The organism is Oligosphaera ethanolica (genome assembly GCF_030814695.1).
Classification (GTDB): domain Bacteria; phylum Verrucomicrobiota; class Lentisphaeria; order Oligosphaerales; family Oligosphaeraceae; genus Oligosphaera; species Oligosphaera ethanolica.
The window spans coordinates 5,319,958-5,345,190 of sequence record NZ_JAUSVL010000001.1; the positions used below are offsets into that span (position 1 = coordinate 5,319,958).

Below are 25,233 nucleotides of genomic sequence, written 5' to 3' on the forward strand. Positions count from 1 at the left end.
CGTAATCTGTGGATAAAACAAGACCCGCAGCCATAATTGGCGTTAATCGGCCTAATCTGCGGATATAAACGACCCGCAGCCAATATCTGCGGATCGTCTGCTGGTTGCGTAAATTGTTCTGCGCTTACGTGGCGAAGGGTGTGCGGGCTGGTATGGTATGTCCCTGGTGTACTCCAGGGAGGATAGAGACAGGCAACGCGGGATTGCGCAGTATCAAGGACGAAAACGAGGTGTGTGATGAGTCTGGCGATTTATGCGAATGCGGAGCAATGCGGTGTAGCGGCGGGACAGTACGGCGCGCAGCGTCTGCGGGAAGTCCAGGCGCGACGCGGCGAGGCGAACATCATTGTGGCGACCGGCGCCAGCCAGTTTGTGATGCTGGCGACCTTGGCGGCAGCGCCGGGTATCGACTGGTCGAAGGTCACCCTGTTCCATCTGGACGAATACGTGGGACTGCCCGAGACACATCCGGCGAGCTTTCGCAAGTACATTAAGGAGCGCTTTGTGGCCAAGCTGCCGACGGCACTGAAAAAGGCACACTATGTCGATGGCAGCGCGGCGGATCCGTCGCGAGTCTGCGCGGAATTGGGCGCGGCCATCAAGGCGCGGCCTATCGATGTGTGCTTTATCGGCATCGGTGAAAATGGCCACGTGGCATTCAACGACCCGCCAGCTGATTTCACCACCGAGGAGCCGTATCTCGTGGTCGAACTGGACGAAAAATGCCGCCGCCAGCAATTGGGCGAGGGGTGGTTTCCTAACCTGGATGCCGTGCCGAGACAGGCCATTTCCATGAGTGTGTGGCAGATCCTGCAGAGTCAGTGCATCGTCAACACGGTCCCGGACACCCGCAAGGCACATGCCGTCAAAATCAGCATCGAGGGCGACATGTGTCCCAATCACCCGGCGTCGGTCATTCGCCTGCACCCGGACTGCAGCACGTTCTGCGATGAGGCCGCCGCCGCCGAACTCTCGGCCATCACCCGCAAATTCTGCCGCCGCTAAGCAGATAAAGCAAGTCGTCTGATCGGCCAAGTTCTGCCCGGAGGGCCGTACCATGCATAACCCCTGGCGAGGCGCCCGGAGGGCGCCGCAACCAGGGGTGTGACAACAACTTGGAATTGCGCCTGGAGGGCGCCACATTGGTTAGGCACGTCCCGTCTCACCGCGTCAGAGGGGGCATGTCGTGCATCCAATATCAATGGCTGACCGATTGCGGCAGCGGGTTTCATAGGAGTCATCAATACGTGAACCATAGAGCGTCAGGCTGAGCCAAACGTGCCCGTTTTCCTCGCCGCGAAGCGGCAGAAGCGCTGAAAGCGCGAAACATACCAGCCCAGGGCAAGCACGCTGAAAGCGTGCGCCGCCCTGGGTACAACGCCAACTCTGGCCGTGTTCCTCGGCCCGCTTGGCCCCAGTCGGCGAAGCTGACTGGGGCCAAGCGGGCACTGGAACCCTTGCTTATCTAGTGATGGTGAAAAAGGTAACACTATGAAGTACTTTGATTTGCAAGTCAATGGCGCCTTCGGGGTGGACTTTTCGGCGCCAGGACTGACTGCGGACGACTTTTGCCGCTGTGCCGAGCGCGTGCTGGCGGCCGGCGTGACGCGTTTTTTGCCGACGCTGATCACGTCGTCATGGGAACTCTACCAACGCAATCTGCCATTGCTGGCCAAGGCGATTAGTGCGCATGGCCTGGACTACGCAGTCCCTGGATTTCATTTGGAAGGACCATTCATCTCATCGGAGCCGGGAGCGGTCGGGGCGCATGATCCGAGCAAGACGCGTCTGCCGACCCCGACGGCGCTGCGCGAATTACAGACAATGGCCGGAGGGCGGCTGCGGCTGCTGACGCTGGCGGCGGAATTGCCAGGCGCACCCGAGACAGCGGCTTGCGCGCATAACCTGGGCATCACCGTATCGCTGGGGCACCAGCTGGCAACATCAGCGCAAATGGCCGCCATTCATGCTGACGCGCTGACGCATTTGGGCAATGGCCTGCCCAATATGATCCACCGCCATCACAATCCCATCTGGAGCGGCCTGGCCGACGATGAGCTGACTGCAATGATCATTTCGGACGGCCATCACCTGCCCGCAGAACTTATCCACTGCATCATTCGTTGCAAAGGCGTGGACAAGTTGGTGGTGACCAGCGACGCATCGTCCGTCACCGGGCTGCCGCCCGGGAAATACCACCTGATGGGCAGCAATGACGCCACCCTCCACGACAATGGCCTGCTCTACAACGACAGTAAGCAGTGCCTGGTCGGCAGCGCCTCACTCCTGCCACAATGCGCGGATTTCCTCCGCCAGGAAAAACTGCTGACCGAAGAAGACATCACCAAGGTCGTCTGGACCAACCCACACCGCCTCCTCCGGATGGATGAATACTAAGTGCTATCCGCAGATTGCGGCTAAATCGGCCGCACACCCTCACGGGGGCCAAAGGCCGTCCCGGCGGCATTGATCCTGGGAGCGCCGCCGTCCCGGCGGCGGGAAGGCGCTGAAAACAAAATGCTGCGCTCCGGCTGCTATCACTGGCTAACCGATGAAACCCGCTGGCGCAAATGTCGGCGAAAATCGGTCAGCGATTGATAACGGATGCCAGGCATGCCGCCGACGTCACCCCCGGGTATGCAAGTGAGTTCCATTGCCCCTTTGGCCCCAGTCAGCTTCGCCGACTAGGGCCAAAGGGGCCGAGGAACACGACTATAGTCGCCGTTGCACCCAGGGCGGCGCACGCTTTCAGCGTGCTTGCCCTGGGCTGGTATGTTTCGCGCTTTCAGCGCTTCTGCCGCTTCGCGGCAATAAAATGCCAGATCGGCCAAGTTCGGCCCGGAGGGCCGTACCATGCATATCCCCGGGTGAGGCGCCCGGAGGGCGCCGCAACCCGGGGTGTGACAGCAACTTGGAATTGCGCCCGGAGGGCGCCACATTGGCCAGGCACGTCCAGACTCACCGCACCGGAGAGAGGCATATCGTGCATCCAACATCAATCACTCCTATGAAACACGCTGCCGCAAAGGTCGGCAGAAATCAAGGTCGGATGGCTGGGCGGCGGCGGGCCGTGGGTTTCCGGCAAATTGTCCCGGGTGTTTTCCACACCGTGGTGGTTACTTGCCGATGTCGTCTCGCGGCCGTGGAGTGGGCGTCTCGCCCACTCCGACAAAACGGCTCATTGAACCGTCCTCGTCATCCACGCCGATCGTACCCGGCCTGTCTCCCCCGCCGCACGAGCCGTGCGCACAGCGGCTGGAAGCCGCTGCTACTCTGGGCCCGCTATGACTCCGCTGCCGCAAAGGTCGGCGGAAATCAAGGTCGGATGGTTGGGCGGCGACTGGCCGTGAGTTTCCGGCAAATTGTCCCCGGTGTTTTCCACACCGTGGTGGTTACTCCTATGAAACCCGCTGGCGCAAAGGTCGGCGAAAATCGGTCAGCGATTGATAACGGATGCCAGGCATGCCGCCGACGTCACCCCCGGGTATGCAAGTGAGTTCCATTGCCCCTTTGGCCCCAGTCAGCTTCGCCGACTAGGGCCAAAGGGGCCGAGGAACACGACTATAGTCGCCGTTGCACCCAGGGCGGCGCACGCTTTCAGCGTGCTTGCCCTGGGCTGGTATGTTTCGCGCTTTCAGCGCTTCTGCCGCTTCGCGGCAATAAAATGCCAGATCGGCCAAGTTCGGCCCGGAGGGCCGTACCATGCATATCCCCGGGTGAGGCGCCCGGAGGGCGCCGCAACCCGGGGTGTGACAGCAACTTGGAATTGCGCCCGGAGGGCGCCACATTGGCCAGGCACGTCCAGACTCACCGCACCGGAGAGAGGCATATCGTGCATCCAACATCAATCACTCCTATGAAACACGCTGCCGCAAAGGTCGGCGGAAATCAAGATCGAATGGCTGGGCGGCGGTTGGCTGTGGGTTTCCTGCAAATTGTCCCGGGTGTTTTCCACACCGGGGTGGTTACTTGCCGATGTCGTCTCGCGGCCGTGGAGTGGGCGTCTCGCCCACTCCGACAAGACGGCTCATTGAACCGTCCTCGTCATCCACGCCGATCGTACCCGGCCTGTCTCCCCCGCCGCACGAGCCGTGCGCACAGCGGCTGGAAGCCGCTGCTACTCTGGGCCCGCTATGACTCCGCTGCCGCAAAGGTCGGCGGAAATCAAGGTCGGATGGTTGGGCGGCGGCGGGCCGTGAGTTTCCGGCAAATTGTCCCGGGTGTCTTCCACACCGGGGCGGTTACTGACCAATCACAAATATATTTTCTGCGAATCATTCCTATCTCTTGTTTTCCGCCTTGCGCATCACTTTACTATCCCACGACACAATCAAGGGAGTCATTACATCCACATTCCAGTGGAACGGAACACAAGCTCGCGCGGGTGCTGACAAGGCCACAGGGCCTGCTATCACCGAAGAGCCCCCGCACCTTGGCAATGCGTTCGAAGGCAGCGTCTGTGTTGGTTTTGTTCGTTATTGTCATCTCCCGTGCGGACATTATCCCACGGGCCAAACTCCAATTCCTATGGTGAGCCCCCCGTTCACCACACGAAGAAATGCCTATCGGTGATACCCACTACTGATCTTGACCACGTCTGTGGGCTTGACCACACTATGTCGGCGTTGCCCAGCGCCACCACACTCCCGCGCCAGCCGCAACGGCGCCCAGGAGTAAAGTTTTTCGTTGTTTTTTTCTTTGCCCTGTTCACGGTAGGCGCCTCCCTCCACGCCTGGCCAACCACTGCCCAGTGGCTGCCCGTCTATCGCGGTGGTGCCATTGTCTATGACAGTAATACCGACACCAATGGCTCGCGCAATATCGTCGGCTCCACCGCGTCCCCATCCCTCTACCTCTTCAACGACGGCATCAACCTCTATTTTCGCTTGCGCCTGGACTCTAGTCCCGCCGGTACTGGCGGTCAGGGCCTCCTGCAGTCCTTTGGCTGGGGCGTCATCTTCGATACCAACATGGTCGCCACCGACTTCGAGTGGCTGATCATGGTGGACTGCATCGACAAGAACGAGTCGATCCTCCTTGAACACAACACCGTCCAGGGAACCATCAACGACCCCGGCGACAAAACCGCAGCGATCGTCTATACCCTGGGCCTCGCGGGCAACTACCAGATCAGCGTTGCCGACACCGCCTTCAACGGCGACCAGGACTACTTCCTCGACTGGCGTCTCCCCTACGACGTCCTCTAGCAGTACACTGGCCTCCTGGACAACTCGCCGCTACGCATCTTCGGTGGCGCCTCCAGCAGCGCCAATAGCCTTACGGAAAATGGCGGCGACCTCCTCAGCGCCGCCGATCTCCTCAACGGGTTTTCCGACTACACCACCTTCCTGGGGACCACGCCGACCACAGGCACCCTCCGTTTCGTCGCCGACCTCACCGGCAATGGCGATGTCACGGTCTTCTCCGCCGGCGACCGCCTGTACCTCCGCGTCGATGACGCCGACCAGAATTCCAACACCACGGGCATCAACTCGGTCGCCGTCACTCTCACCAGCCTTGGCGGCGATGTCGAGAACATCGTGCTGACGGAAACCGGCGTCAACACCGGCGTCTTCACCGGCTCCATCATGACCGTCAGCGCCCCCGCCGTCGTTCTCAATGACGGCACTATCCAGGTCACCAGCGCCACCACCGTCACGGCCAGTTACATCGACGGCATTGACGCCAATCTCCTCCGCAATCAAGCCCGCACGGACAGCGTCGCCAACGCCGCGCCGATGATGGCGCTGACCAAAGCCGTCAGCCATGACAGTGCTCCCCCCGGTAGCGAAATCATCTACAGCATCGCCTTCCGCAATGCCGGCGCCGCCGCCGCACACACCGTGGTCATCATGGACGCCGTACCCGCTTTCACCCGCTATGTCCCCGGCTCCATGCGCCTCGGCCTCGCCAACAGCAGCTACGACGCTGCCGCCGTCCTCACGGATGTCGCCGATGCCGACGCCGGCACCCTCAATGGCACCCTCATCATGTTCCTCATCCACAGCGTCGCCGCCAACGACGGCGTCGACCTGTCCGGTACCGACGAGGGCAAAGTCTTCTTCAAGGTGGTGATTGAATGAACAGCATCACCCTAACAACCCGCACCTATTTCCAACTGCAATCGCAGCTTATTCCCAGCACCCACGGCGCCAATGCGCCAGAAAGGACCCAAACCATGTCCACGAAACTCACCTCCGCCCGTCTCACCCAGAGTCTCCCCCGCCTCGTCATCAGCCTCTGCCTCCTCCTCACGACCTTCCTCTCCGCCCAGGACGCCGCCAAGCCCAAGCTGGACTTGACCCTCAGCGACGCCAAGGAGGTCCGTACCATGAAAGACGGCAAGGAAGTCATTGAGCTCCTTCCCGTCACCAGCACTCAAGGCGGTGATGTCCTCCTCTACACCATCGCCTACGTCAACAACGGCGCCACCGCCGCCGACGGTGCCAGCATCACCGGCGTCATCCCTGAAGGCACGCGCCTCATCCTGGGCAGCCAGCAGCAGGCCAGCGACCTCGACGTCGTCTTCAGCATCAATGGCGGCGAGTCCTTCCTGCCCCTGCCCATTACCATCCCCGTCAAAAAAGACGACGGCAAAATCTTCCGCGAACCCGCTCCCGCCGACCTCTTCACGCACCTCAAATGGCAATTCACCACGCCGCTGCCCCCCGGCACTGGCGGCAAAGTCAGCTACAAAGTCAAAGTCAAATAAGGCCCAAGCCCATTTTTACTTATCTCTCAAACTTCTCTTCATCCATCCTAACAAACCAACGAGAAAAAGAAAGGCCACAACCATCACCAACAAAGCATAACCCATTTTTTCACAAGCCCCTAACAACCAGTATTAGAAGGAGTAAACACCATGTCAACCATGTCTACCATCGTCATCCGTAAGCTCACTCAACCCCCAGGAGGAACCATGAAAATTCGTCCGTCCATTCGCGTCCTCATCGCCATGCTGGTCATGGCCTGCCTCAGCCCCTTTGCCATGGCCGTCGGCACCCCCGCCGGTACCGCCATCACCAACCGCGCCCAGGCCGACTACAATGACGCCAACGGCAACGCCCTGCCCACGGTCTATTCCAACACCGTGACCACCATCGTCAGCCAGGTCGCCGCCGTCGATGTCACCCCGGACACCTCCAACGCCACCGGCCCGCAAGGCACCACCGTGTCCTTCAGCGTCAGCGTCGTCAACAACGGCAATGGCCCGGACACCTTCGACTTGGCCACCGTCAACGACAGGACCTGGACCACCCGCATGTACCTGGACGCCAACGGCAACGGCATTCGCGACGCCGGCGAGGACACCCTTGTCACCAGTACCACGCTGCTCGCCGCCGACGCCACCTTCCAGCTCATTCTCGAAGTGGACATACCCGCCCTGACGCCCATCAACACCGCCGGCATCTCCACGCTCACCGCCACATCCCAATTCGATGGCACGGTCTCCGACGCCGGCGTCTACACCGCCACTACCCAGGACGCCGCCCTTACCGTCACCAAGTTCGTCGTTGACTCACCGGCCTACAAGCCCGGCGATGTCATCACCTACGCCATTGAAGGTGCCAACACCGGTACCGCTCCCGCTCAGAATGTCGTCATTACCGACGCCATTCCCGCCAACACCACCTACGTCCCCGGCAGTATCCGCTTCGGCACCGTCGCCAGCACCTACGCCACCGCCGCTGCTATGACCGACGCCGTTGACGCCGATGGCTGCGACTTCAACATCACCAACCCCGGCAAAGTCACCATGACCTGGGGCGAAGCCAAGCCCGCGCCTGATGCCTCCAGCTCTGGCCGTATCTATTTCCAGGTGACCATCAATGCCAACGTCCCTATCGGCACCGGCGTCAGCAATATCGCCCAGATCGACTACAGCATCGGCGGCAACGCCCAGCCGCCCATCCAGTCCACCTCGGCGTCCTTCAACGTCGAAAACCTCCCCGGCGTCGATCTGTCCACCACGGTCATTGCCAAGTCCGCCAATCCCGGCGACGTGGTCACCTACCCGCTGGTCATCACCAACACCGGTAACGCCGCCGATGTCATCGACTTGACCTACACGTCCAGCAGCGGCCTGGTGTGGCAGTACTGGGTCGATACCGACGGCGGCGGCATCGCCGGCGACAATGGCGACTACCTGCTTACCGATACCGACGGCGACGGCAAGATCGACACCGGCTCACTCAACCAGAATCAGAGCCTAAGCATCCTGGTCAAAACGACCATTCCCGCCGGCAGTCTGGACCAGTCCACCGACACCTTGACCATCACCGGCACGTCCAGCAACGACACCAACGTCAGCGACACCCAGAGCTATACGACCACCATCACCGCACCGATACTCGCGGTCATCAAGGAAGTAGCACCGCTGGGCAATCAGCCTCCCGGCACCGAACTGACCTACACCGTCACCGCCACCAACAACGGCACTGGCGTGGCCACGTCCGTCATCATCTCCGACTTCGTACCCCAGTTCACCACCTATGTGCCCGCTTCCATCAAGACCGGTTCCTCCCTAGCCACCCTCGTCGCCAGAAGCGACGCCGCTGATGCTGATGGCGCCCACTACGACACTGGCAACAACGCCGTCGTCAACACCGCCGTATCCCTCGGCGCCGGCGGCGTCTTCATCATCCAGTTCAAGGTCACCATCGACAACTGATAAGTCTGCGCGTCCGGCGGCCCGCCCGGGACAGCCCGTCACGGGCGGGCCAGCCGCCAACTTTCTTTTTTCATACGCTCCAGAAGCAATTTAGGTAACGCCTCATAGCAATGTTCAGCACGCCGTCAATCACCAGCAGCACTCCCCGACGGGGACCGCGTCGTAGCCAGGCCAGCGCTTGGCGCCGGCTCTGTCTTGCCGTCTGCCTGCTGGCGCGATTGACGGCGTTCGCTGCCAGCGCCCCCGCCGGCCACGAGATCGTCAACACTGTCAATGTCACCTACTCCAACCTAGCCGGCACCCTTCTTGGCCAGGCCAGCGCCAGCGTCAGCACCACCGTCACCGGTGCCCCGGCCCTGCGCATTGTCCGCCTAGTCGCCTCCGAACCCGTCACTATGGGCGGGCCGCTCATCTACACCATCGAATACCAGAACGTCGGCAGCGCGCCGGCCATCGCCGTGACCCTCACCGACGAACTCTCCGACTACGTCACCTTCGTCAGCGCCAGCGACAACGGCGTCTTCAGCACCACAACCCGCAACGGCAATAGCGGCGGCGGCAGCATCACCTGGACCCTAGGCGACCTCGCCCCGGGCGAAAGCGGCATCCGCAGCGTCACCACCCGCGTCCGCACCCCCGCCGATTATCCGCCCGGCGACCCCACTGCCATCTTCTCCGGCGCCATCATCCCCAATACCGCTACCCTGCGCTGCAGCAGCCTCGTGCAAGCCCTCACGGCGACCGTCGCCACCACGGTCAGCGGCAGCGCCCAACTCGGCATCAGCATTGAGGCCGACACAAGCACCGGCACCCCCGGCAGCGCCATCGTCTATACCGTCACCGTCAGCAACACCGGCACCGCTCCCGCCGCCAATGCCGTGGTCACCGCGCCCATTCCTGACTTCAGCAGCTACCTCGCCGGCTCCGCCAGCAGCAACGCCACCTTTGACGGCAGCGCCCTCAGCTGGCCCCTGGGCGATCTCGCCGCCGGCGCCACCTCCACCCTCACCTTCACAGTGACGATATCACCCAATGCCGTCCACCAGCAGACCATCACCGCCAGCGCCCAAGTCCACGATGACAACACGCCGGCACTGCCCTCAAACACCGTTGTCGCAACCGTCATCGGCGAAAACAGCGGCCTGAGCGGCAAGGTTTATGACTCTGTCAGCGGCCTGCCCATCACCAATGTCGCCGTCTGGCTCCTCAAGGACAGCGCCAGCCTCCCCGCTCCCGGCACACTGCCTGCGGATAGCGACAAGGCCGTCTTGCCCGACACCGCAACCATCAAAGACAATCCCCTGCTTCTGAGCCCGGATAGCAAGGGCCGCTACGACTGGCCGCTGGTCAGCAACGGCTCCTACCGTATCTGGGTCGATACTGCTGGCACCGGACTTAGCTACGCCAGCAAAAACCCCAAGCCCAACGGCCAGGTCCACACCGGCAGCCGCGCCGAAGTCTTCACCATGACCAATGACATCGTCGTCATTGACCTGCCGCTGGACCCACCAGCCGGTCAGCTCACGATGACCAAGGAAGTCAACACCGCCAGCGCCAGCATCGGCGATATCGTCGAATACCGCCTCACCGTCAACGCCAGCGGCGGCCCCAGCCGCGATGTCATCGTCACCGACACCCTGCCCAAAGGCATGGAGTACCTCGCCAAAAGCAGCCGCATCAGCCGCAAAAATACCGCCGACGGCGATAAGGCCGCCGCACGCGAAAAAGCCGACGACCCCGCCATCGGCACGGGCCGCGCCCTCCGCTGGCCCATAGGCGATATGGCCGAGGGCGACAGCGTCGAACTGCGCTTCAAGGTCGTCATCGGCCCCACCGTGAAAATTGGCAAGGCCACCAACCGCACTTTCGCCCAGGGCAGCGGCAGCGCCGGCATGACCACCTCCGTCACCGCCACCTGCGATATCCAAATCAACGCCGGCGTCTTTACCAGCCAGTCCACCATCATCGGCAAGGTCTTCCACGACCAGAACCAAAATGGCCAGCAGGACGAAGACGAAGCCGGCATCCCAGATGTCACTATCTACATGGAAACCGGCCGCTGGGCCGTTACCGACCCCGCTGGCAAATTCTCCTTTGGCCACGTCGCCCCCGGCACCCACGTCCTCCGCGCCGTCCTCAAGCCACTCGGACCAGACGCCGCCGTCCGCAACCCCAAAAACGCCTTCATGGGCAGCAACTCCTCGCAAATCGTCGATATCACCATGCCGGGTATGCTCTACCAGGCCGACTTCGCCGTCAGCGGCATCGCCGAAAAAACCGCCGCCGACAAAGCCACGCCGACTGCCACGCCAGCCGAAAACACCTCGCCGCGAGCGCCGTCGCCCGCGCCCGCGCCACTCAGCCTGGAAGAGCAGATTGAAAACATGAGCTCCGGCCTGGCCATCCTCAGCCCCGCAGCCGACAGCGTCATCGCCGCCAGCCACACGAACGTGCTGGTAAAGGCTCCCCAGGGCGTCACTGTCGTCCTCAGCGTCAACGGCCAGGTCATCCCGGAAAAGCGCATCGGCCGCAGGATCACCAACCCCAAAAACCGGGTCATGCTCCTCGAATACATCGGCGTCGATCTCCAGCGCGGCGCAGACAATGTCATCAGCGTCGATATGCTAGACGGCTTCGGCAATGTCCGCGGCAACCAGCGCCTCAGCGTCCGCTGCCCCGGCAAAACCGCTAAGCTCGCCATCACGCCGGAAAAAGACGGCGTCAGCGCCGACGGCGCCACGCTGCTGCCTATCCGCATCACCGTCCTCGACAGCAAAGGCATGACCATCCCCGCCCAAGGCAGCATCACCATCGACGCCAGCGCCGGCGATATCATCGACAAAGACGCCGCACCCGCCGAAGCCGGGATGCAACTTCCCCTCAAGGACGGCCAGGCGACCTTCACCCTCCGCGCTCCACGCGTCAGCGGCGATGTCACCATCACCGCCCAGTTCGATGCCGTCGAAGATAAAAAAGAAATCTTCTTCGCGCCACAACTTAGCGACATGATCTTCGTCGGTGTCGGCGAACTCACCCTCGGCCAGGGCAGCAGCAGCAAGAACTTCTTCGGACCGCGCAACAACAGCAACGACTGGCTTGACGACGGGCTTTACGCCGGCGGCCGCACCGCCTTCTTCGCCAAAGGCAAAATCGGCGACAAGACTCTTCTCACCGCCGCCTACGATACCCACAAGCCCAAACAAGACGACTTCTTCGATGAAAACATCAATGACGCCGATGCCGAAGACAACTACCCCGTCCTTGGCGACGAAAGCCGCCAGGGCAACGACGCCCAATCCCGCGACAAACTCTACCTGCGACTCGATCGCGGCCGCTCCAGTGTCCTCTACGGCGACTTCGAAACCGATTTTTCCGACACCACTCTCGCCCGCTACAACCGCACCTTCACCGGCCTCAAAGCCAATGTCGATAGCGAGCGCCTGAAAGTCGCCACCTTCGTCGCCCACTCCGACCAAATTCAGGTCGTCGACACCATTCCCGGCCGCGGCCTCTCCGGTCTCTACCGCCTGACCCACGGCGACGTCGTCGATGGCAGCGAACGCATCGTCATTGAAACCCGCGAACGCCACCGCCCCAGCGTCATCGTCAAAACCGAAAGCAAGGCCCGCAGCACGGACTACGAGATGGATTACGACGACGGCACTATCCTCTTCAAAAGCCCCATCCCCAGCCACGACAGCGACCTCAACCCCATCTACATCGTCGTGACCTACGAAACCGCCGCCGCCGCCAAGGAAAACTACACCTACGGCAGCCGCGCGACCTTTGCCGCCACCAAGGCCATCACACTCGGCCTCACCGCCGTCGTCGAGGAAAATGACACCCACAACGAGTCCCTCTACGGCGCCGACATGAGCGTCAAACTGCCCGCCAACAGCGTCTTCAAATCCGAAATCGCCTGGTCTGACTCTCTCTTCGATACCAACAACCAGCAGATCGCCCGTAAAGACTCCGCCTGGCTCGCCGAAATCGAAAGCCGGCCGATCGACGGGCTCTTCCTCCGCCCTTACATCAAAAATACCGGCGATGACTTCAGCAACGACTCAGCCACCAACACCCAGGGCGGCCGCCGCGAAGTCGGCATCGACGCCCGCTACGACCTCGACGACCAAACCGCCTTCAAGGCACAAGTCCTCGACGAACGCGACAACATCAACGACCACTTCTACCAAAAGAGCGCCGTCGGCGTCGAAAAGAAAATCCGCCAAACTCAACTGGGCATGGACCTGAGCTATGAAAACTCCAGCGACGGCCCGATTGCCATCCAGCAGAACCGCCCCTTCCAATCCGTGGACCGCTCGTCCTTTGATATCAGTGACGAAACCGTCCAGGACTCCCTCGCTTTGACCGTCAGCGCCGAAACCCAACTGTGGAAAAATCTGTCCCTCATGGGCAGCCACCGCCAAGAACTGCGCTATGACGACAACAATATCAGCCAGGTCGGTCTCCGCTACCGCTTCCTGAAAACAACCTCGCTCTACGTCAAGCAGGAATGGGCCGATTACGCCGACCGCTCCGAATCGCGCCTGGTCTTCGGCGCCGAAGCCGATGTCACCAAAAATACCACCGCCTATAATGAATACCGCGTCGCCGATGGCAAAGACGGCGCCGGCATCCAGCAGTGCATCGGCCTGCGCAATACCTGGCGCCTCAGCGATGAACTCTCCGGCAACATCAGCGCCGAAAACGCCAGCACCACCAGCGGCAAGGAACGCTCAAACCAACCCGACGCCTTCGCCGTCGCCGGCAGCCTCGCCTACAATCCCAACGACGCCATCAAAATCACCTCCCGCGCCGAATACCGCGATGCCACCGACGAAACCTCAATCCTCGGCGAACTCGGCGCCGCCACCAAGCTCCACCACGATCTCACCTGGCTCAACCGCGTCCGCTACTTCCGCGATGACTTCAAAGACGAGGGCTGCCGCGTTACCTCGCGATACCTCACCGGCTTCGCTTACCGACCCGCCAAGCACAACCGCTTCAACGCCATCAGCAAATTCGAATACAAACATGAGACCGACGATACCAACGCCTTTACCACCGACCAAGACAGCTATATCGCGTCCATCGAACTGATCTACCAACTAACCCAATCCGTCCAGGTCGCCACCAAATACGCCGGCAAACTCATCGCTGACACCCAGAACAGCTACACCGACCTCGTCGCCGCCCGCATCTCCTGGGATATCACCAGCCGCTGGGACGCCGGCGTCGGCTACCGCGTCCTCAATAGCCACGATGTCAATGCCATCAGCCACGGCGGCTTCGCCGAAATCGGCTACCGCGTCGTCAAAAACCTCTGGTGCGGCGCCGGATACTCTTTCGATGCCTTCGACTCCGACCTCACCGGCGAAAGCTACCACGGCAAAGGCATATACCTCAAACTAAAACTCAAAATCGACGAAAAATAAACATCCCTGCCGGCGGCGTGGCTTGACGCGCAGCGGCAAGACATGCCGCCATCTTCCCTGTCTTCTTCGCGCCTTCGCGTGAGAAAAAATCTTCCTTGCCTTCTTCTTCGCGCCTTCGCGCCTTCGCGTGAGAAAAAATCTTCCTTGCCTTCCTACCGGCGGCGTGGCTTGACGCGCAGCGGCAAGACATGCCGCCAAAGAAACCCGCACCAATCTGCGTTATTATGCAGAATCTGCGGATAAAAAAGAGCCCCCCCCAAAAAAAATCTGCGTTAATCTGCGTAATCTGTGGATAAAAAAATCCTCTAGCGACGACAAATAACACCTGTCGATCCGCAGGTTCCGCAGAAAAAACGTCAAGCCCCCCCAAAAAAAAGCTGCGTTAATCTGCAGCATCTGCGGATAAGAAAAACTCTGCATATTCTGCGGTTAAAAGGACCACCGGCATGAAGTACGACAAAGATCATTCGTCCCAAATCTCCTTTCCTCTTGGCGGCATCGGCTCGGGTTGCATCGGCCTGGCCGGCAATGGCCAGCTGGTCGATTGGGAGATATTCAATCGCGCCAATAAAGGCAGCAGCAACGGCTTGAGCCACTTCGCCGTCAGCTGCGAAAAATCCGACCAGGTCACGGCCTGCCGCATCCTCCACGGCGATGTCCCCGAACACAACTACAGCGGCGTCTACCGCCGCGGCGACGACAACAGCTACCGCGGCTTCGGCTGGGGCCCCGACGCCGATTCGCTCTGCGGCCTGCCCCATTTCCGCCACCACGAATTCCACGGCCAGTTCCCCTTCGCTCGCATCGACTTCGGCGGCGAAGATTTCCCCTTGCGCGTCGCCCTCAATGCCTGGACGGTCTTGATCCCCGGCAATGACCAGGATTCGTCGCTGCCAGCGGCATTTTTCAGCGTGGAGATCGCCAATACGAGCAGCGAGCCCGTTGATGCACGCGTCATCGGCGTCATCCAAAACCCCTGGGGGAGCAGCGCTGCCCGCAATCATTGGCGCGATGGCCTCATGCACTGCTGCAGCGGCCTGGAGCCCGACGATTTCAACTACGGCGAACTCGCCCTCGGCTGCCTCGAAGATCCCGCCACACTGTCCTATCAGCAGTACCTCTATCGCGGTGGCTGGCGCGACCGCGTCGAAAGCTACTGGCAGGACCTCAACACGCCCGGCCGTTTCCGGAACCGCGTTTACGACGATCACCCCGCCAGCGGTACCGACAGCGCGCTGATCGCCAGCCACGTCACCATTGCCCCCGGCACCCGCCGCAGCGTGCGCTTCGTGATCACCTGGCACGTGCCCAACCGCAAAAATGACTGGCGCAAGGATATCGACGCGCTCTGCGCAGCCAATGGCGTCGAAAATCGCTGGCGCAATTGGTATGCCACGGTATGGCCCGACGCCGTCGCGTCCTGCCGTTACGCCATGGACAACTACAGGGATCTGCACAGCGCCACCAGGCGTTTCCACGACGCACTCTTCGCCTCGTCCCTGCCGGCAGCCGTACTGGACGCCATCTCGGCCAATCTGTCTATCCTCAAAAGCCCCACTTGCCTGCGCTTGGAAGACGGCAGCTTCTACGGCTGGGAAGGCGTCGGCACGGCCTGGGGCTCCTGCGAGGGCTCCTGTGCACACGTCTGGAACTACCAGCAGGCGCTGGCATTCCTCTTCCCAAAACTGGAGCGGTCCATGCGCGAAGCGCACTGGCGCCACAGCGTCGATGAGGTCGGCGGCAGTCACTTCCGCCTGGTGCTGCCCCTGGGCATACACGCCACGCGCGAGTGGATGCGGCCCTGCGTCGACGGCCAGATGGGCGATGTCATGAAGGCCTTCCGCGACTGGAAAATCTCTGGCGATGACGCGTGGCTCAAAACCTGGTACCCGACCATCCGCAAGACCATCGAATATGCGTGGAGCGAGCACAATCCCGATCAGTGGGACCCGGAGCAGTCCGGCGTCATCAGCGGCCGCCAGCACCACACGCTCGACATGGAGCTCTTCGGCCCCAACGCCTGGCTGCAGGGGCACTACCTCGGCGCACTCCTCGCTGCCGCCCAAATGGCCGACGCCGTCGGCGACAATGATTTCGCCACGCAATGCCGCGATCTCTTCGCCAAGGGCCAAAAGTGGACCGAAGACCATCTCTTCAACGGCGATTACTACCAGCAGCGCATCGACATCCGCGACCGCGCCGTCCTCAGCCGCTATCAGCACGCCGCGCATTACTGGGACGACGAACACGCACAACTCAAATACCAGATCGGCGACGGCTGCGAAATCGACATGCAGCTCGCCCAGTGGTACGCCAGCATCTACGGCATCGGCCAGATATTCGCCCCCGAGCGCAATCGCCAGGCACTCGCGGCCCTCTTCCGCCACAATTTCCGTGCCTGCATGCGCGACCACGCCAACCAATGGCGCATTTACTCGCTCAATGACGAGGCCGGTCTGATCATCTGCACCTGGCCCGAAGGCACGGAACGACCCGTCATTCCCCTGCCTTACGCGTCCGAAACCATGGATGGCTTTGAATACGCCGCCGCCGCACACATGATTGGCTGCGGCATGCTCAACGAGGGCCTCCGCGTGGTCCAAGCCGTGCGCGACCGCTACGACGGCCGCAAACGCAACCCCTGGAACGAAATCGAGTGCGGCAACAACTACGCCCGCAGCATGGCCAGTTACGGCCTGCTTCTCAGCTACAGCGGCTTCCGTTTCGACCGCGCCGCCGGCATCATCGGCTTCCACCCTGTTCTGCCACCACCCTTCACCTGCTTCTGGTCGCTCGGCGACACCTGGGGCAGCTACACCCAAAACAAGGACAACGCCATCATCAGCGTCATGGCTGGATCGCTCCACCTCACGGCCATCGAACTGGACCGCCCCGTCAAAGCACTCAGCAGCAATGGCCTCCCGGCCGCACTTCCCTTGGACCTGCTCGACGGCGACAGCGTCCGCTGTCAGTTCTAAGCACAACGGCCACTGCCGGCTGATCGCGCGCCACGGCGCCCCTCTTGGGCACTTGCCCGACGTGTCAGCGTTCCAGGCGGCCAAGCAACTCGTAGGTGAGGATGCGAACGTTATACAGCCCCTCAGCCGATGGAATGAAGTCAACACTGCTCACGGCGTTCCCCGGCCGACAGCGATAGCCCGCCGGCGCCGCAATGGCGTCAAGCCCTCGGCGACGCGCAAAACCCATGAGCCGCGGCATGTGCGCCGCAGACGACACCATGACAAAACGCCGCCCATTTTCGCCAAAACGCTCGACTTCCCGCTTGGAATTGAAAGCGCCGTCAATGAGCACGACGTCTTCCGGCGCAATCCCAAAGACACTGAAATAGGCCGCAAAGGCGCGCTGGCGTTCCGCCGTGCTGGCAGTCGAAAAAGACGCCACCAGTAACCGGCAGCGGCCACCATGGCGCTCCACCAGGCTGGCGATTCGTCCGGCCTCCTGCAAGCGCAGCAGGAAAGGCTCGTTCAAGCCGTGCACCAAGTCGGCGTCAGGCACCACGCCCTCCGCGGCGGCCAAGCCCTCACGAAGATAGAACCCGCTGCCCGCAACGGCGATATTCACGGTGGCTGTTTCATCCTCGCGCAAGAGGTCGCTGATGCGCGCCTCGGTCAACGGCGGGCACTGCCGTTCCAGACGCGCAAAAGCCCAGTTGCTGCAAATAGGCAGGGACAGCAACACTAGCAAAGCCACCGCCACCCACAACACAATACGGCCCGCGCGACGCGTCCGCTTGAAGTGCTGCAGCACAAAAGACAACACTATCAGCTCCAAAACCACCGGCACCGGAAAAACAACCCGCGATAGCATCTTCCGAGCCCAAAACCACCAGAAATGCATGGACGACTCCCGCTTGGGAAAAGAACTTCTGACAAAGCGGCAAGACCTGCCGCCACCAAAAAATCTGCGCTAATCTGCGTCAGCTGCGGATATAAAAGCCCTCTGCGGATAAAAACGCCTTCGTCGCGCTAGTTCATTTCGATGAGCTTGGTGGTAGCGATGTCGATTTCGGTCGCGACGGCCTGGCCCATGATATCAAGGTTGACCACGAATACCGTCTTTTTCTCCCGCTTTTCGACCACGCCTTCGATGCCATTCCATGGCCCCGAGGCGATCGTGACGCGCCGGCCCGGCTTAAGTTCCGTGAGCACCTCGAACGGCTGTTCCTGGCTGTGTATTTCAATCTGCCGGATCGTTTTGAGTTCGGACACCAGCAAGCCCGGATCGCTCAAGTCGGTCTTCAGCACCCGCACGATGGACCGCGAGCGCCAGGCGACAAGTTCCTCATCAAAACTCAGACAAGCAAAGGCATAGCCCGAAAACATCGGCCGCAACACCTCCTGTAAATAGCTATAGGTCTGCTTGTTGCTGCGGACATTCTTGTAGCGGGCCTTGCGTACCATCGGCAGATACACGGGAATGCTCTTCTCCAGGAGATAATCGCGCAAACGCCGCTCATGCAGGGGCTGAGTGTAGATGGGCAGCCAGCGCCGGCCCGGCGCAATGTCGTCAAAATCAATCTCGGTGGCAAATACCTTCTCGTCATCCATGCAAACAGTCTCTTTCAGCTTGTCGTCACTTGTCTTGAGGAAACCACCCCGCATTGGCCAGCAGGCCGTACTACCCCGGCACCGCCCTGGTGAAACGCGCCTGAGCCTCCTTCGCTCGTGCCAAGCCGCTAATGTATTGGCTGCACAGGCTCATGCAAACCACAAGGACCGTCTATGCTCATAACTACGGTTATCGGTCAGCCATTGATATTTGAGCGGTAGAGCAACAGGCGGCCCTAGGCGCGCCCGTCTTCCAGCCGTGGTGCGGGCTTTTAGCCCGCGCCGGCGCAAGAGGCCAGCAGGCGAAGCCTAGCGCGCCACCGGTATCCCTGGCCGCGAAGCGGCAGAAGCGCTGAAAGCGCGAAACATACCAGCCCAGGGCAAGCGGCGCCGAAGGCGCGCGCCGCCCTGGGTAGCGCGCCATATTGGTCCGTGTTCCTCAGCCTCTTTGGCTTCAGTCGGCGAAGCTGACTGGAGCCAAAGAGGCAATGGAACTCATTGATTGCTGCGGCAATTTTGCGCTGTGACCCTTCGTCGCAGGTCTTTTAGGCCGCCCCTTCAGGGCTCTTTTGGGATGGGGCACCTTACCCAGGGCGACGCGCGCGGGCGCTTGCCCTGGGCTATCTTAGGGCGCACCTTCGGTGCTCAAAACCTCGGCGAATGATCTTGTGCATGGTTACCAATCAACTCATGGCCGGCGATTGCCGCATGCTATGTGAAGAGCATTGCTCCTATGAAACCCGCTGCCTGGTTAGCCACCCATGTGTAATGACTGGGCGGCGACTGGCCGTGGGTTTCCTGCAAATTGTCCCCGGTGTTTTCCCCACCGGGGTGGTTACTGACCGATTACTAATTACGGCCGCCAAAGGGAAGCGACCCAACATGCCCTACGCCTACACCCGTTATTTTACCCCAAACGCCATGCTCAAATCAAGGCAAATTAAAGGCCGCCTCATGCCGGCAAAGGCATGATGGCGGCCTAACGAAGCTGGCGTTACGGCGTTATTTCGTGCGCTTGTAATGGAAAGCGCATTGATCAGGCGAGTCTGCGTAGAAGTTCTGGTATTTGACGTTTTCGACATGGCCATCGACAAAAGCGCAATTCACAGCCAAGTCGCTGTTGTGCATAGGGTTTTGAGAGCTTGCGAAAAGCTGCCCGCGGACTTCTGCCATTGACCAAACGCCAGCGTTGATTTCGCTGGGCGAGGCACCCGCCGCATCCATGATGTAGGCAACACCCGAGGACATGGTGATCTCTGACATGGCATAGCCACCGGGGCCATAAATGCTGCCGGAGCTGCGCCACTGGTTGATGCCGTAGGAGTAGCCGACCATGGCCGTACCGCGGTCGCTGTCATTATAGCGAATAAAGGTGCCGTCGCTGCGCTTATTCATCTTCAGGAGACCACCGGGACACTGGAAAGCCTTGTCGTCGCCAACGTAGGAAATCAGCAGATCGCCCCAGTAGGGTTTCTGCCAGTCGCTGCCATTGATGACCTGCACGGCGCGAGCAAGGATGTCGCTGTTGTCATTGGCATACATCACACCGCCCAAGGCCACCTGCTTGAGATTTGACGCACAACTGATATTGCGCGCACGGGCACGGGCCTTAGCCAACGCCGGCAACAACATCGCCGCTAATATCGCAATAATTGCAATTACTACCAGTAATTCAATCAAAGTAAAAAAACGCTGGCGTGAACGATTTCTGTCATGACACATGATCATCAGATAGATCCTTTCATGGTGTAATTTAGGTAAACCTGAGAAAGTCATTTATTGCAATTAACATTATAATATTTTTTAAAATACCCCCTGATATCAGAAAAACAATAAGAATTATTGATATACAGCAATCGATCAGTAACCACCCCGGTGGAGAAAACACCGGGGACAATTTGCAGGAAACCCACGGCCAACCGCCGCCCAACCATTCGACCTTGATTTCCGCCGACCTTTACGGCTGCGAAGTCATAGCGGGCCCAGAGTAGCAGCGGCTCGTGCGGGCGGCGGAGACGGGCCGGGTACGATCGGCGTGGATGACGAGGACGGTTTAATGAGCCGTCTTGTCGGAGTGGGCGAGACGCCCACTCCACGGCCGCGAGACGTAATCGGTAAGTAACTATCTTGGTGGGGAAAACACCGGGGACAATTTGCAGGAAACCCACGGCTAGTCGCCGCCCAACCATTCGACCTTGATTTCCGCCGACCTATACGGCAACGGGTTTCATAGGAGTTGCTGTCACACCCCGGGTTGCGGCGCCCTCCGGGCGCCTCATCCGGGGCTATGCATGGTACGGCCCTCCGGGCCGTACTTGGCCGACCTGACGACGTGATTTGTCCGAGGTTATCCGGTCATGTAACATTGGAGTCATTGATAATTGAGCGGTAGAGCAACAGGCGGCCCTAGGCGCGCCCGTCTCCCGGCCGTGGTGCGGGCTTTTAGCCCGCGCCGTCGCATGAGGCCAGCAGACGAAGCCTAGCGCGCCAACGATATCCCTGGCCGCGAAGCGAGGGTTGGACCAATGTGTCCGCCCCAGCCACCGCGTAGTCACGAGCAGTCGCGTTTTTCGTCCTTTTGTCCTTTTACGCATTTGTCCTTTTGTGTCGGTGCTGTAGTCTATGTCGGTTTCCCGTCCTTCCATATTACGCTCAGGTAAAAGAGGAAAGATCATGAGAATCTCGTTTTGTCGTCGTGCCGTCGCCTTGTGTTTGTCGTTGCTTTTCCTGCCCCTGCTGCTGCTATCCCAGCAACCGCCGGCTCCAGCTCCTACCCATCTCCCCGCACCTGCCCAGCAGCCGACTCCGCTAGCGTGGCTTGAGCACGGCCCGTGGTTGACCTATCCAGATGTCGGCGCGGTGAGCGTCGGTTTTGTCACTGGCGGCGGCCGGGTCGGCGCTGGTGTGGACTATCGCCGGCGCAGTTCGGAAGACGACTGGCAGCGCGTCTGGCACAGCCGTGGCGGCCAGCTCCAAAATCAGTACCCGCAGCACCTCATCCGCCTGCAGGACCTCACGCCAGGCGAAACCTACGAGTACCGGATTGTGCTGGTCAACCCAGCCGCAAAACAATTCCACGACCGGAATTTTCCCAAAGAGCCAGCCTTTCGCGATCCGCAGCTGACGATTATCGCCGCCGACCGTTTCCACTTCACGGCCTTCGGCGCTGCCGCCGATGACTATGTCTTTTCCCTCACCGCCGACCTGCAATTCAGCAACGATATGCGCAAGCGGATACTGACCAGTTACCACGAGCGGGGCGCCATGGCCCAGAGTCGCTTCAATGTCCTCCTTGGCGACGCCTTGAATGAGATCAACGTCTTCGAACGTGATTATGTCGCCGGTGTCCTCAACCACGCCGTTGGCCTTGGCGCAACGACGCAGCCATGGCTCTTTGTGCGCGGCAATCACGAATGGCGCGGCGTGGACGCGCCGCGCTGGGGCGATTTTCTGCCCGCACCCACCGGCAGCAGCTTCTTCAGCTTCCGCTGCGGTGACGCCTACTACATCGTCATGGACTCCGGCGAAGACCGCCCCGCGGCAGCGCTGACGCATCATTTCAGCGGCAACAACGCAAGCGAGGCAACCTACATGGCCGAGCAGCGCGACTGGCTGGCCGAGGTCGTCACCCGCAAGGAGTTTCTCAATGCCAAGTACCGTATCGTGTTGTGTCACTCGGCGCCCTATACCCACGGTGGCAAATTCATGGTGCAAAATCTTGAGCTAATCATCGGCGAGCAGTTCAAAGGCCTGGAACCGCGCCATCGCATTCATCTCTGGCTGGCCGGACACACCCACGTGTACACCCGCAGCATCCCCTGCAGCAACGACCTTTACGCCTTCGTCGCGCCACACCGCAAGCTCTTCAGCGGCAACGACTACGTCTTTCCCGTCATCACCACCGACGGCCCCGGCGGCCCCGGCACCCTCGACACGTCCTGCATCAGCGTCGCCGTCAGCGCCGACACGCTCAGCGTCACCTCCCGCGACGAACAAGGCGCCGTCTTCGACCGTTGCGACATCTTTCCTGACGGCCGCATCGTCGATGTCCCCGACGCCATGACCGTCAAGCGTTTCACCTACGTGCCTCTGCCATGAAATCACCTCTGGACCGGAACTCGATAATCATGCCTAGCCCCCTCGTCAAGTCCTTGCGCCGAGCCAAAAGACCATTACTTTTATCGGCTGCATTAACAATCACTCTGGTCTTGCTCGCAGCAAGCCTGTTCTTCTGTCCATCCACACACGCAAAGGACTCCCGCATGGCAAAGAAAATGACTGTTCTGCTCTGGCGTGACGGCGCCCCCGGCGCCATGGGCGACGCCGTCGCCGACAAGCCCGACCTGACCCTGTATGTCCCCGAGGGCGATGGTCCCTTCTCCTGCGTGGTCATCTGTCCCGGTGGCGGCTACGGCGCCAAGGCCGCACATGAAGGCGAGCCCATCGCTCTCTGGCTGAACAGCATTGGCATTGCCGGCGCAGTCGTGCAGTACCGCGTGTCACCCTATCGTTATCCTGTTCCGGCCGACGACGCCCGCCGCGCCATCCGCCTGTTGCGCGCCAAAGCCGGCGACTGGAGCATCGATCCCAAGCACATCGGCATCCTCGGCTTCAGCGCCGGCGGCCATTGCGCCACCACCGCCGCGACCATTTTCGCGGCCAGCAACCTCAACGACGACGATCCCGTCGACCGCGAAAGCTCCCGCCCCGACGCCCTGATCGCCTGCTACCCCGTCATCACCTTTGGCGAAAAACGCCACGACGGCTCCATGCGCAATCTCCTCAAGGACAAGGACGGCCAGGTCGATCCAGCCATGCAGGACTACCTCAGCCTCGAAAAACGCGTCACCCCGGAAACCCCGCCGACTTTCCTCTGGCACACGGCGGACGATGGCGGCGTGCCCGTGGAAAACAGCCTGCTGTTTGCCACCGCTCTACGCATCAACAAAGTCCCCTTCGCGCTCCACGTCTTCCCCCACGGCCCCCACGGCCTCGGCCTGGCCAGCAACAACCCCAGCGTCGGTCAGTGGCCCAGTCTCTGTGGCAACTGGCTCAAGAGCATCGGCTTCTGAGCCAATCACCACACCTGCACCCTCCCAGCAGCAGTCACATAAGGTCTTACCGCCCATGCCTCTGTCTTTCTACAACACCCTGACCCATTCCGAGCAGGTATTCAAGCCCATCAAGGAACAGGAAGTAGGCCTCTACACCTGCGGACCGACTGTGTACAACTACGCGCACATCGGCAACTTCCGCGCCTACATCTTCGAAGACCTTCTCAAACGCGCCCTGCTCTACCACGGCTACAAGGTCAAACACATCATGAATCTTACCGATGTGGACGACAAGACCATCCGCGGCTCACAGGCCGCAGGACTGCCTCTCAATGATTTCACCCGAAAATTCAAGGACGCGTTCTTCCAAGACATCGCCGTGCTGCGCATCATCCCGGCTGACGCATATCCCGCCGCCACCGAGCACATCCAGGAGATGATCGACATCATCACTGTGCTCTTTGACAAGGGCATTGCCTACCAGGCCGAGGACAAGTCCGTGTACTTCTCCATCGCCAAATGGCCCAAGTACGGCCAGCTCGTCCACATCGACCACGAGCAGATGCGCTCCGGCACCCGCGTCAAGCTCGACGAATACGCCAAAGAATCCGTCGCCGACTTCGCCCTCTGGAAAGCCTACGACAGCGAAGACGGCGATGTCTGCTGGGACAGCCCCTGGGGCAAAGGCCGCCCCGGCTGGCACCTCGAATGCTCAGCCATGAGCAGCAAGTACCTCGGCAAAACCTTCGATATCCACTGCGGCGGCATTGACAATATGTTCCCGCACCACGAGGACGAGATTGCCCAAAGTGAAGCCGCCAACGGCTGCCGCTTTGTCAATTACTGGCTGCATTGCGCGCACCTTATGGTCGAGGGCCAGAAAATGTCCAAGTCCCTCGGCAATTTCTTCACCCTCAGGGACCTGCTGGACAAGGGCTACAGTGGCCGCGAAATCCGCTGGGTGCTCATCGGCACGCACTACCGCCAGTCGCTCAACTTCTCGTTCAAGGCACTCGAAGAAGCCCGCACCGCCCTCCAGCGCATCGACGCATTCCGCACGCGCCTGGACGAGCTCAGCAATGCCCCCGACAGTGGCTGTGACGATGTCAAGGCGCCCCTGGCCACCGCCGACGCCGGCTTCCAGGCCGGCCTGGCCGACGACCTGAACATCTCTATGGCCCTGGCCGCCCTCTTCGATTATATCCGCGATCTCAACCGCCTTATGGACGACGGCAAATGCGCCGGCGCCGCCGCTCGGGACGCCCGCGCGCTGCTGGAGCGCTTTGATAGCGTCCTGGCCGTCTGCACGCCCGACGCCAGTGACGACGTCCCCGCAGAGATCCAAGCCAAGGCCGACGCCCGCCAGGCCGCCCGCAAAGCCAAGGACTTCGCCACCGCCGACGCGCTCCGCAAAGAGCTCGACAGCCTCGGCTGGGTCGTCGAGGACACCCCGAAAGGCCCACGCGTCAAACGCAAATAGCGCGACAGCGTCTTGCCATCACGCT

18 protein-coding genes are annotated in these 25,233 nt (G+C 60.9%); 12 read left to right on the plus strand and 6 right to left on the minus strand.

Going from position 1 to position 25,233, the window contains the following annotated elements; all coding sequences use genetic code 11:
- The first annotated feature begins 237 nt into the window (after positions 1 to 237).
- Positions 238 to 1,005: a glucosamine-6-phosphate deaminase gene (locus tag J3R75_RS18375; RefSeq protein ID WP_307264809.1), complete on the plus strand. Its 768-nt coding sequence runs from the start codon at positions 238 to 240 to the stop codon at positions 1,003 to 1,005.
- A gap of 486 nt (positions 1,006 to 1,491) precedes the next feature.
- Positions 1,492 to 2,397 carry a hypothetical protein gene (locus J3R75_RS18380; protein ID WP_307264812.1) on the plus strand — a complete coding sequence of 302 codons (906 nt, stop codon included), beginning with the start codon at positions 1,492 to 1,494 and terminating at the stop codon, positions 2,395 to 2,397.
- A gap of 598 nt (positions 2,398 to 2,995) precedes the next feature.
- On the opposite strand, the gene J3R75_RS18385 is transcribed toward J3R75_RS18380, so the two are convergent.
- The gene (locus tag J3R75_RS18385) at positions 2,996 to 3,172 is read right to left on the minus strand and encodes a hypothetical protein (RefSeq protein WP_307264815.1); all 177 of its coding nucleotides are present in this window, start codon (positions 3,170 to 3,172) and stop codon (positions 2,996 to 2,998) included.
- Between the two features lie 672 nt (positions 3,173 to 3,844).
- Entirely contained in the window at positions 3,845 to 4,021 is a 177-nt protein-coding gene (locus J3R75_RS18390; RefSeq protein WP_307264818.1) for a hypothetical protein, read from the minus strand.
- A 595-nt stretch (positions 4,022 to 4,616) separates the two neighbouring features.
- Between J3R75_RS18390 and J3R75_RS18395 the strand changes: the two genes are divergently transcribed.
- The 5 genes from J3R75_RS18395 to J3R75_RS18415 all read left to right on the plus strand — a co-directional run bounded on the left by J3R75_RS18395 (position 4,617) and on the right by J3R75_RS18415 (position 14,106).
- A complete protein-coding gene (locus J3R75_RS18395) occupies positions 4,617 to 5,207 on the plus strand; it encodes a hypothetical protein (protein ID WP_307264820.1) in 591 nt (196 codons plus the stop codon).
- A 333-nt stretch (positions 5,208 to 5,540) separates the two neighbouring features.
- Positions 5,541 to 6,083, plus strand: a complete 543-nt coding sequence (locus J3R75_RS18400) for a hypothetical protein (RefSeq protein WP_307264823.1) — start codon at positions 5,541 to 5,543, stop codon at positions 6,081 to 6,083.
- Positions 6,080 to 6,712 (plus strand): hypothetical protein, encoded by a 633-nt coding sequence (locus J3R75_RS18405; RefSeq protein WP_307264826.1) that lies wholly within the window; start codon positions 6,080 to 6,082, stop codon positions 6,710 to 6,712. The genes J3R75_RS18400 and J3R75_RS18405 overlap by 4 nt, the downstream gene beginning before the upstream one ends.
- Before the next feature lie 150 nt (positions 6,713 to 6,862).
- Positions 6,863 to 8,671, plus strand: coding sequence for a DUF7619 domain-containing protein (locus J3R75_RS18410; RefSeq protein ID WP_307264829.1), 1,809 nt, complete (start codon positions 6,863 to 6,865; stop codon positions 8,669 to 8,671).
- A gap of 110 nt (positions 8,672 to 8,781) precedes the next feature.
- A complete protein-coding gene (locus J3R75_RS18415; RefSeq protein ID WP_307264831.1) occupies positions 8,782 to 14,106 on the plus strand; it encodes an SdrD B-like domain-containing protein in 5,325 nt (1,774 codons plus the stop codon).
- Here J3R75_RS18415 and J3R75_RS18420 read toward each other — a convergent pair.
- Complete coding sequence (locus J3R75_RS18420; protein ID WP_307264834.1) at positions 14,087 to 14,431, minus strand: hypothetical protein; 345 nt, start codon at positions 14,429 to 14,431, stop codon at positions 14,087 to 14,089. The genes J3R75_RS18415 and J3R75_RS18420 overlap by 20 nt on opposite strands.
- A gap of 121 nt (positions 14,432 to 14,552) precedes the next feature.
- Between J3R75_RS18420 and J3R75_RS18425 the strand changes: the two genes are divergently transcribed.
- The gene (locus tag J3R75_RS18425) at positions 14,553 to 17,084 is read left to right on the plus strand and encodes a GH116 family glycosyl-hydrolase (protein WP_307264837.1); all 2,532 of its coding nucleotides are present in this window, start codon (positions 14,553 to 14,555) and stop codon (positions 17,082 to 17,084) included.
- A gap of 64 nt (positions 17,085 to 17,148) precedes the next feature.
- On the opposite strand, the gene J3R75_RS18430 is transcribed toward J3R75_RS18425, so the two are convergent.
- Together J3R75_RS18430 and J3R75_RS18435 are read right to left on the minus strand one after the other, a co-directional pair.
- Positions 17,149 to 17,964: a YdcF family protein gene (locus J3R75_RS18430; protein ID WP_307264841.1), complete on the minus strand. Its 816-nt coding sequence runs from the start codon at positions 17,962 to 17,964 to the stop codon at positions 17,149 to 17,151.
- Between the two features lie 128 nt (positions 17,965 to 18,092).
- Positions 18,093 to 18,674, minus strand: coding sequence for a transcription termination/antitermination NusG family protein (locus J3R75_RS18435; RefSeq protein ID WP_307264843.1), 582 nt, complete (start codon positions 18,672 to 18,674; stop codon positions 18,093 to 18,095).
- A 672-nt stretch (positions 18,675 to 19,346) separates the two neighbouring features.
- Between J3R75_RS18435 and J3R75_RS18440 the strand changes: the two genes are divergently transcribed.
- Complete coding sequence (locus J3R75_RS18440) at positions 19,347 to 19,646, plus strand: hypothetical protein (RefSeq protein WP_307264846.1); 300 nt, start codon at positions 19,347 to 19,349, stop codon at positions 19,644 to 19,646.
- A 30-nt stretch (positions 19,647 to 19,676) separates the two neighbouring features.
- Here the strand turns inward: J3R75_RS18440 and J3R75_RS18445 are convergent, their stop codons facing one another.
- Positions 19,677 to 20,402, minus strand: a complete 726-nt coding sequence (locus J3R75_RS18445; RefSeq protein WP_307264849.1) for a prepilin-type N-terminal cleavage/methylation domain-containing protein — start codon at positions 20,400 to 20,402, stop codon at positions 19,677 to 19,679.
- A 945-nt stretch (positions 20,403 to 21,347) separates the two neighbouring features.
- On the opposite strand from J3R75_RS18445, the gene J3R75_RS18450 reads away from it, so the two are divergent.
- The 3 genes from J3R75_RS18450 (at position 21,348) to cysS (ending at position 25,208) form a co-directional block, all read left to right on the plus strand.
- The gene (locus J3R75_RS18450; RefSeq protein WP_307264852.1) at positions 21,348 to 22,772 is read left to right on the plus strand and encodes a metallophosphoesterase family protein; all 1,425 of its coding nucleotides are present in this window, start codon (positions 21,348 to 21,350) and stop codon (positions 22,770 to 22,772) included.
- Positions 22,773 to 22,936: 164 nt separating this feature from the next.
- Positions 22,937 to 23,746, plus strand: a complete 810-nt coding sequence (locus J3R75_RS18455) for an alpha/beta hydrolase (protein ID WP_307264854.1) — start codon at positions 22,937 to 22,939, stop codon at positions 23,744 to 23,746.
- 55 nt (positions 23,747 to 23,801) lie between these two features.
- Positions 23,802 to 25,208: a cysteine--tRNA ligase gene (gene cysS, locus J3R75_RS18460; RefSeq protein ID WP_307264857.1), complete on the plus strand. Its 1,407-nt coding sequence runs from the start codon at positions 23,802 to 23,804 to the stop codon at positions 25,206 to 25,208.
- The last annotated feature ends 25 nt before the right edge of the window (positions 25,209 to 25,233 follow it).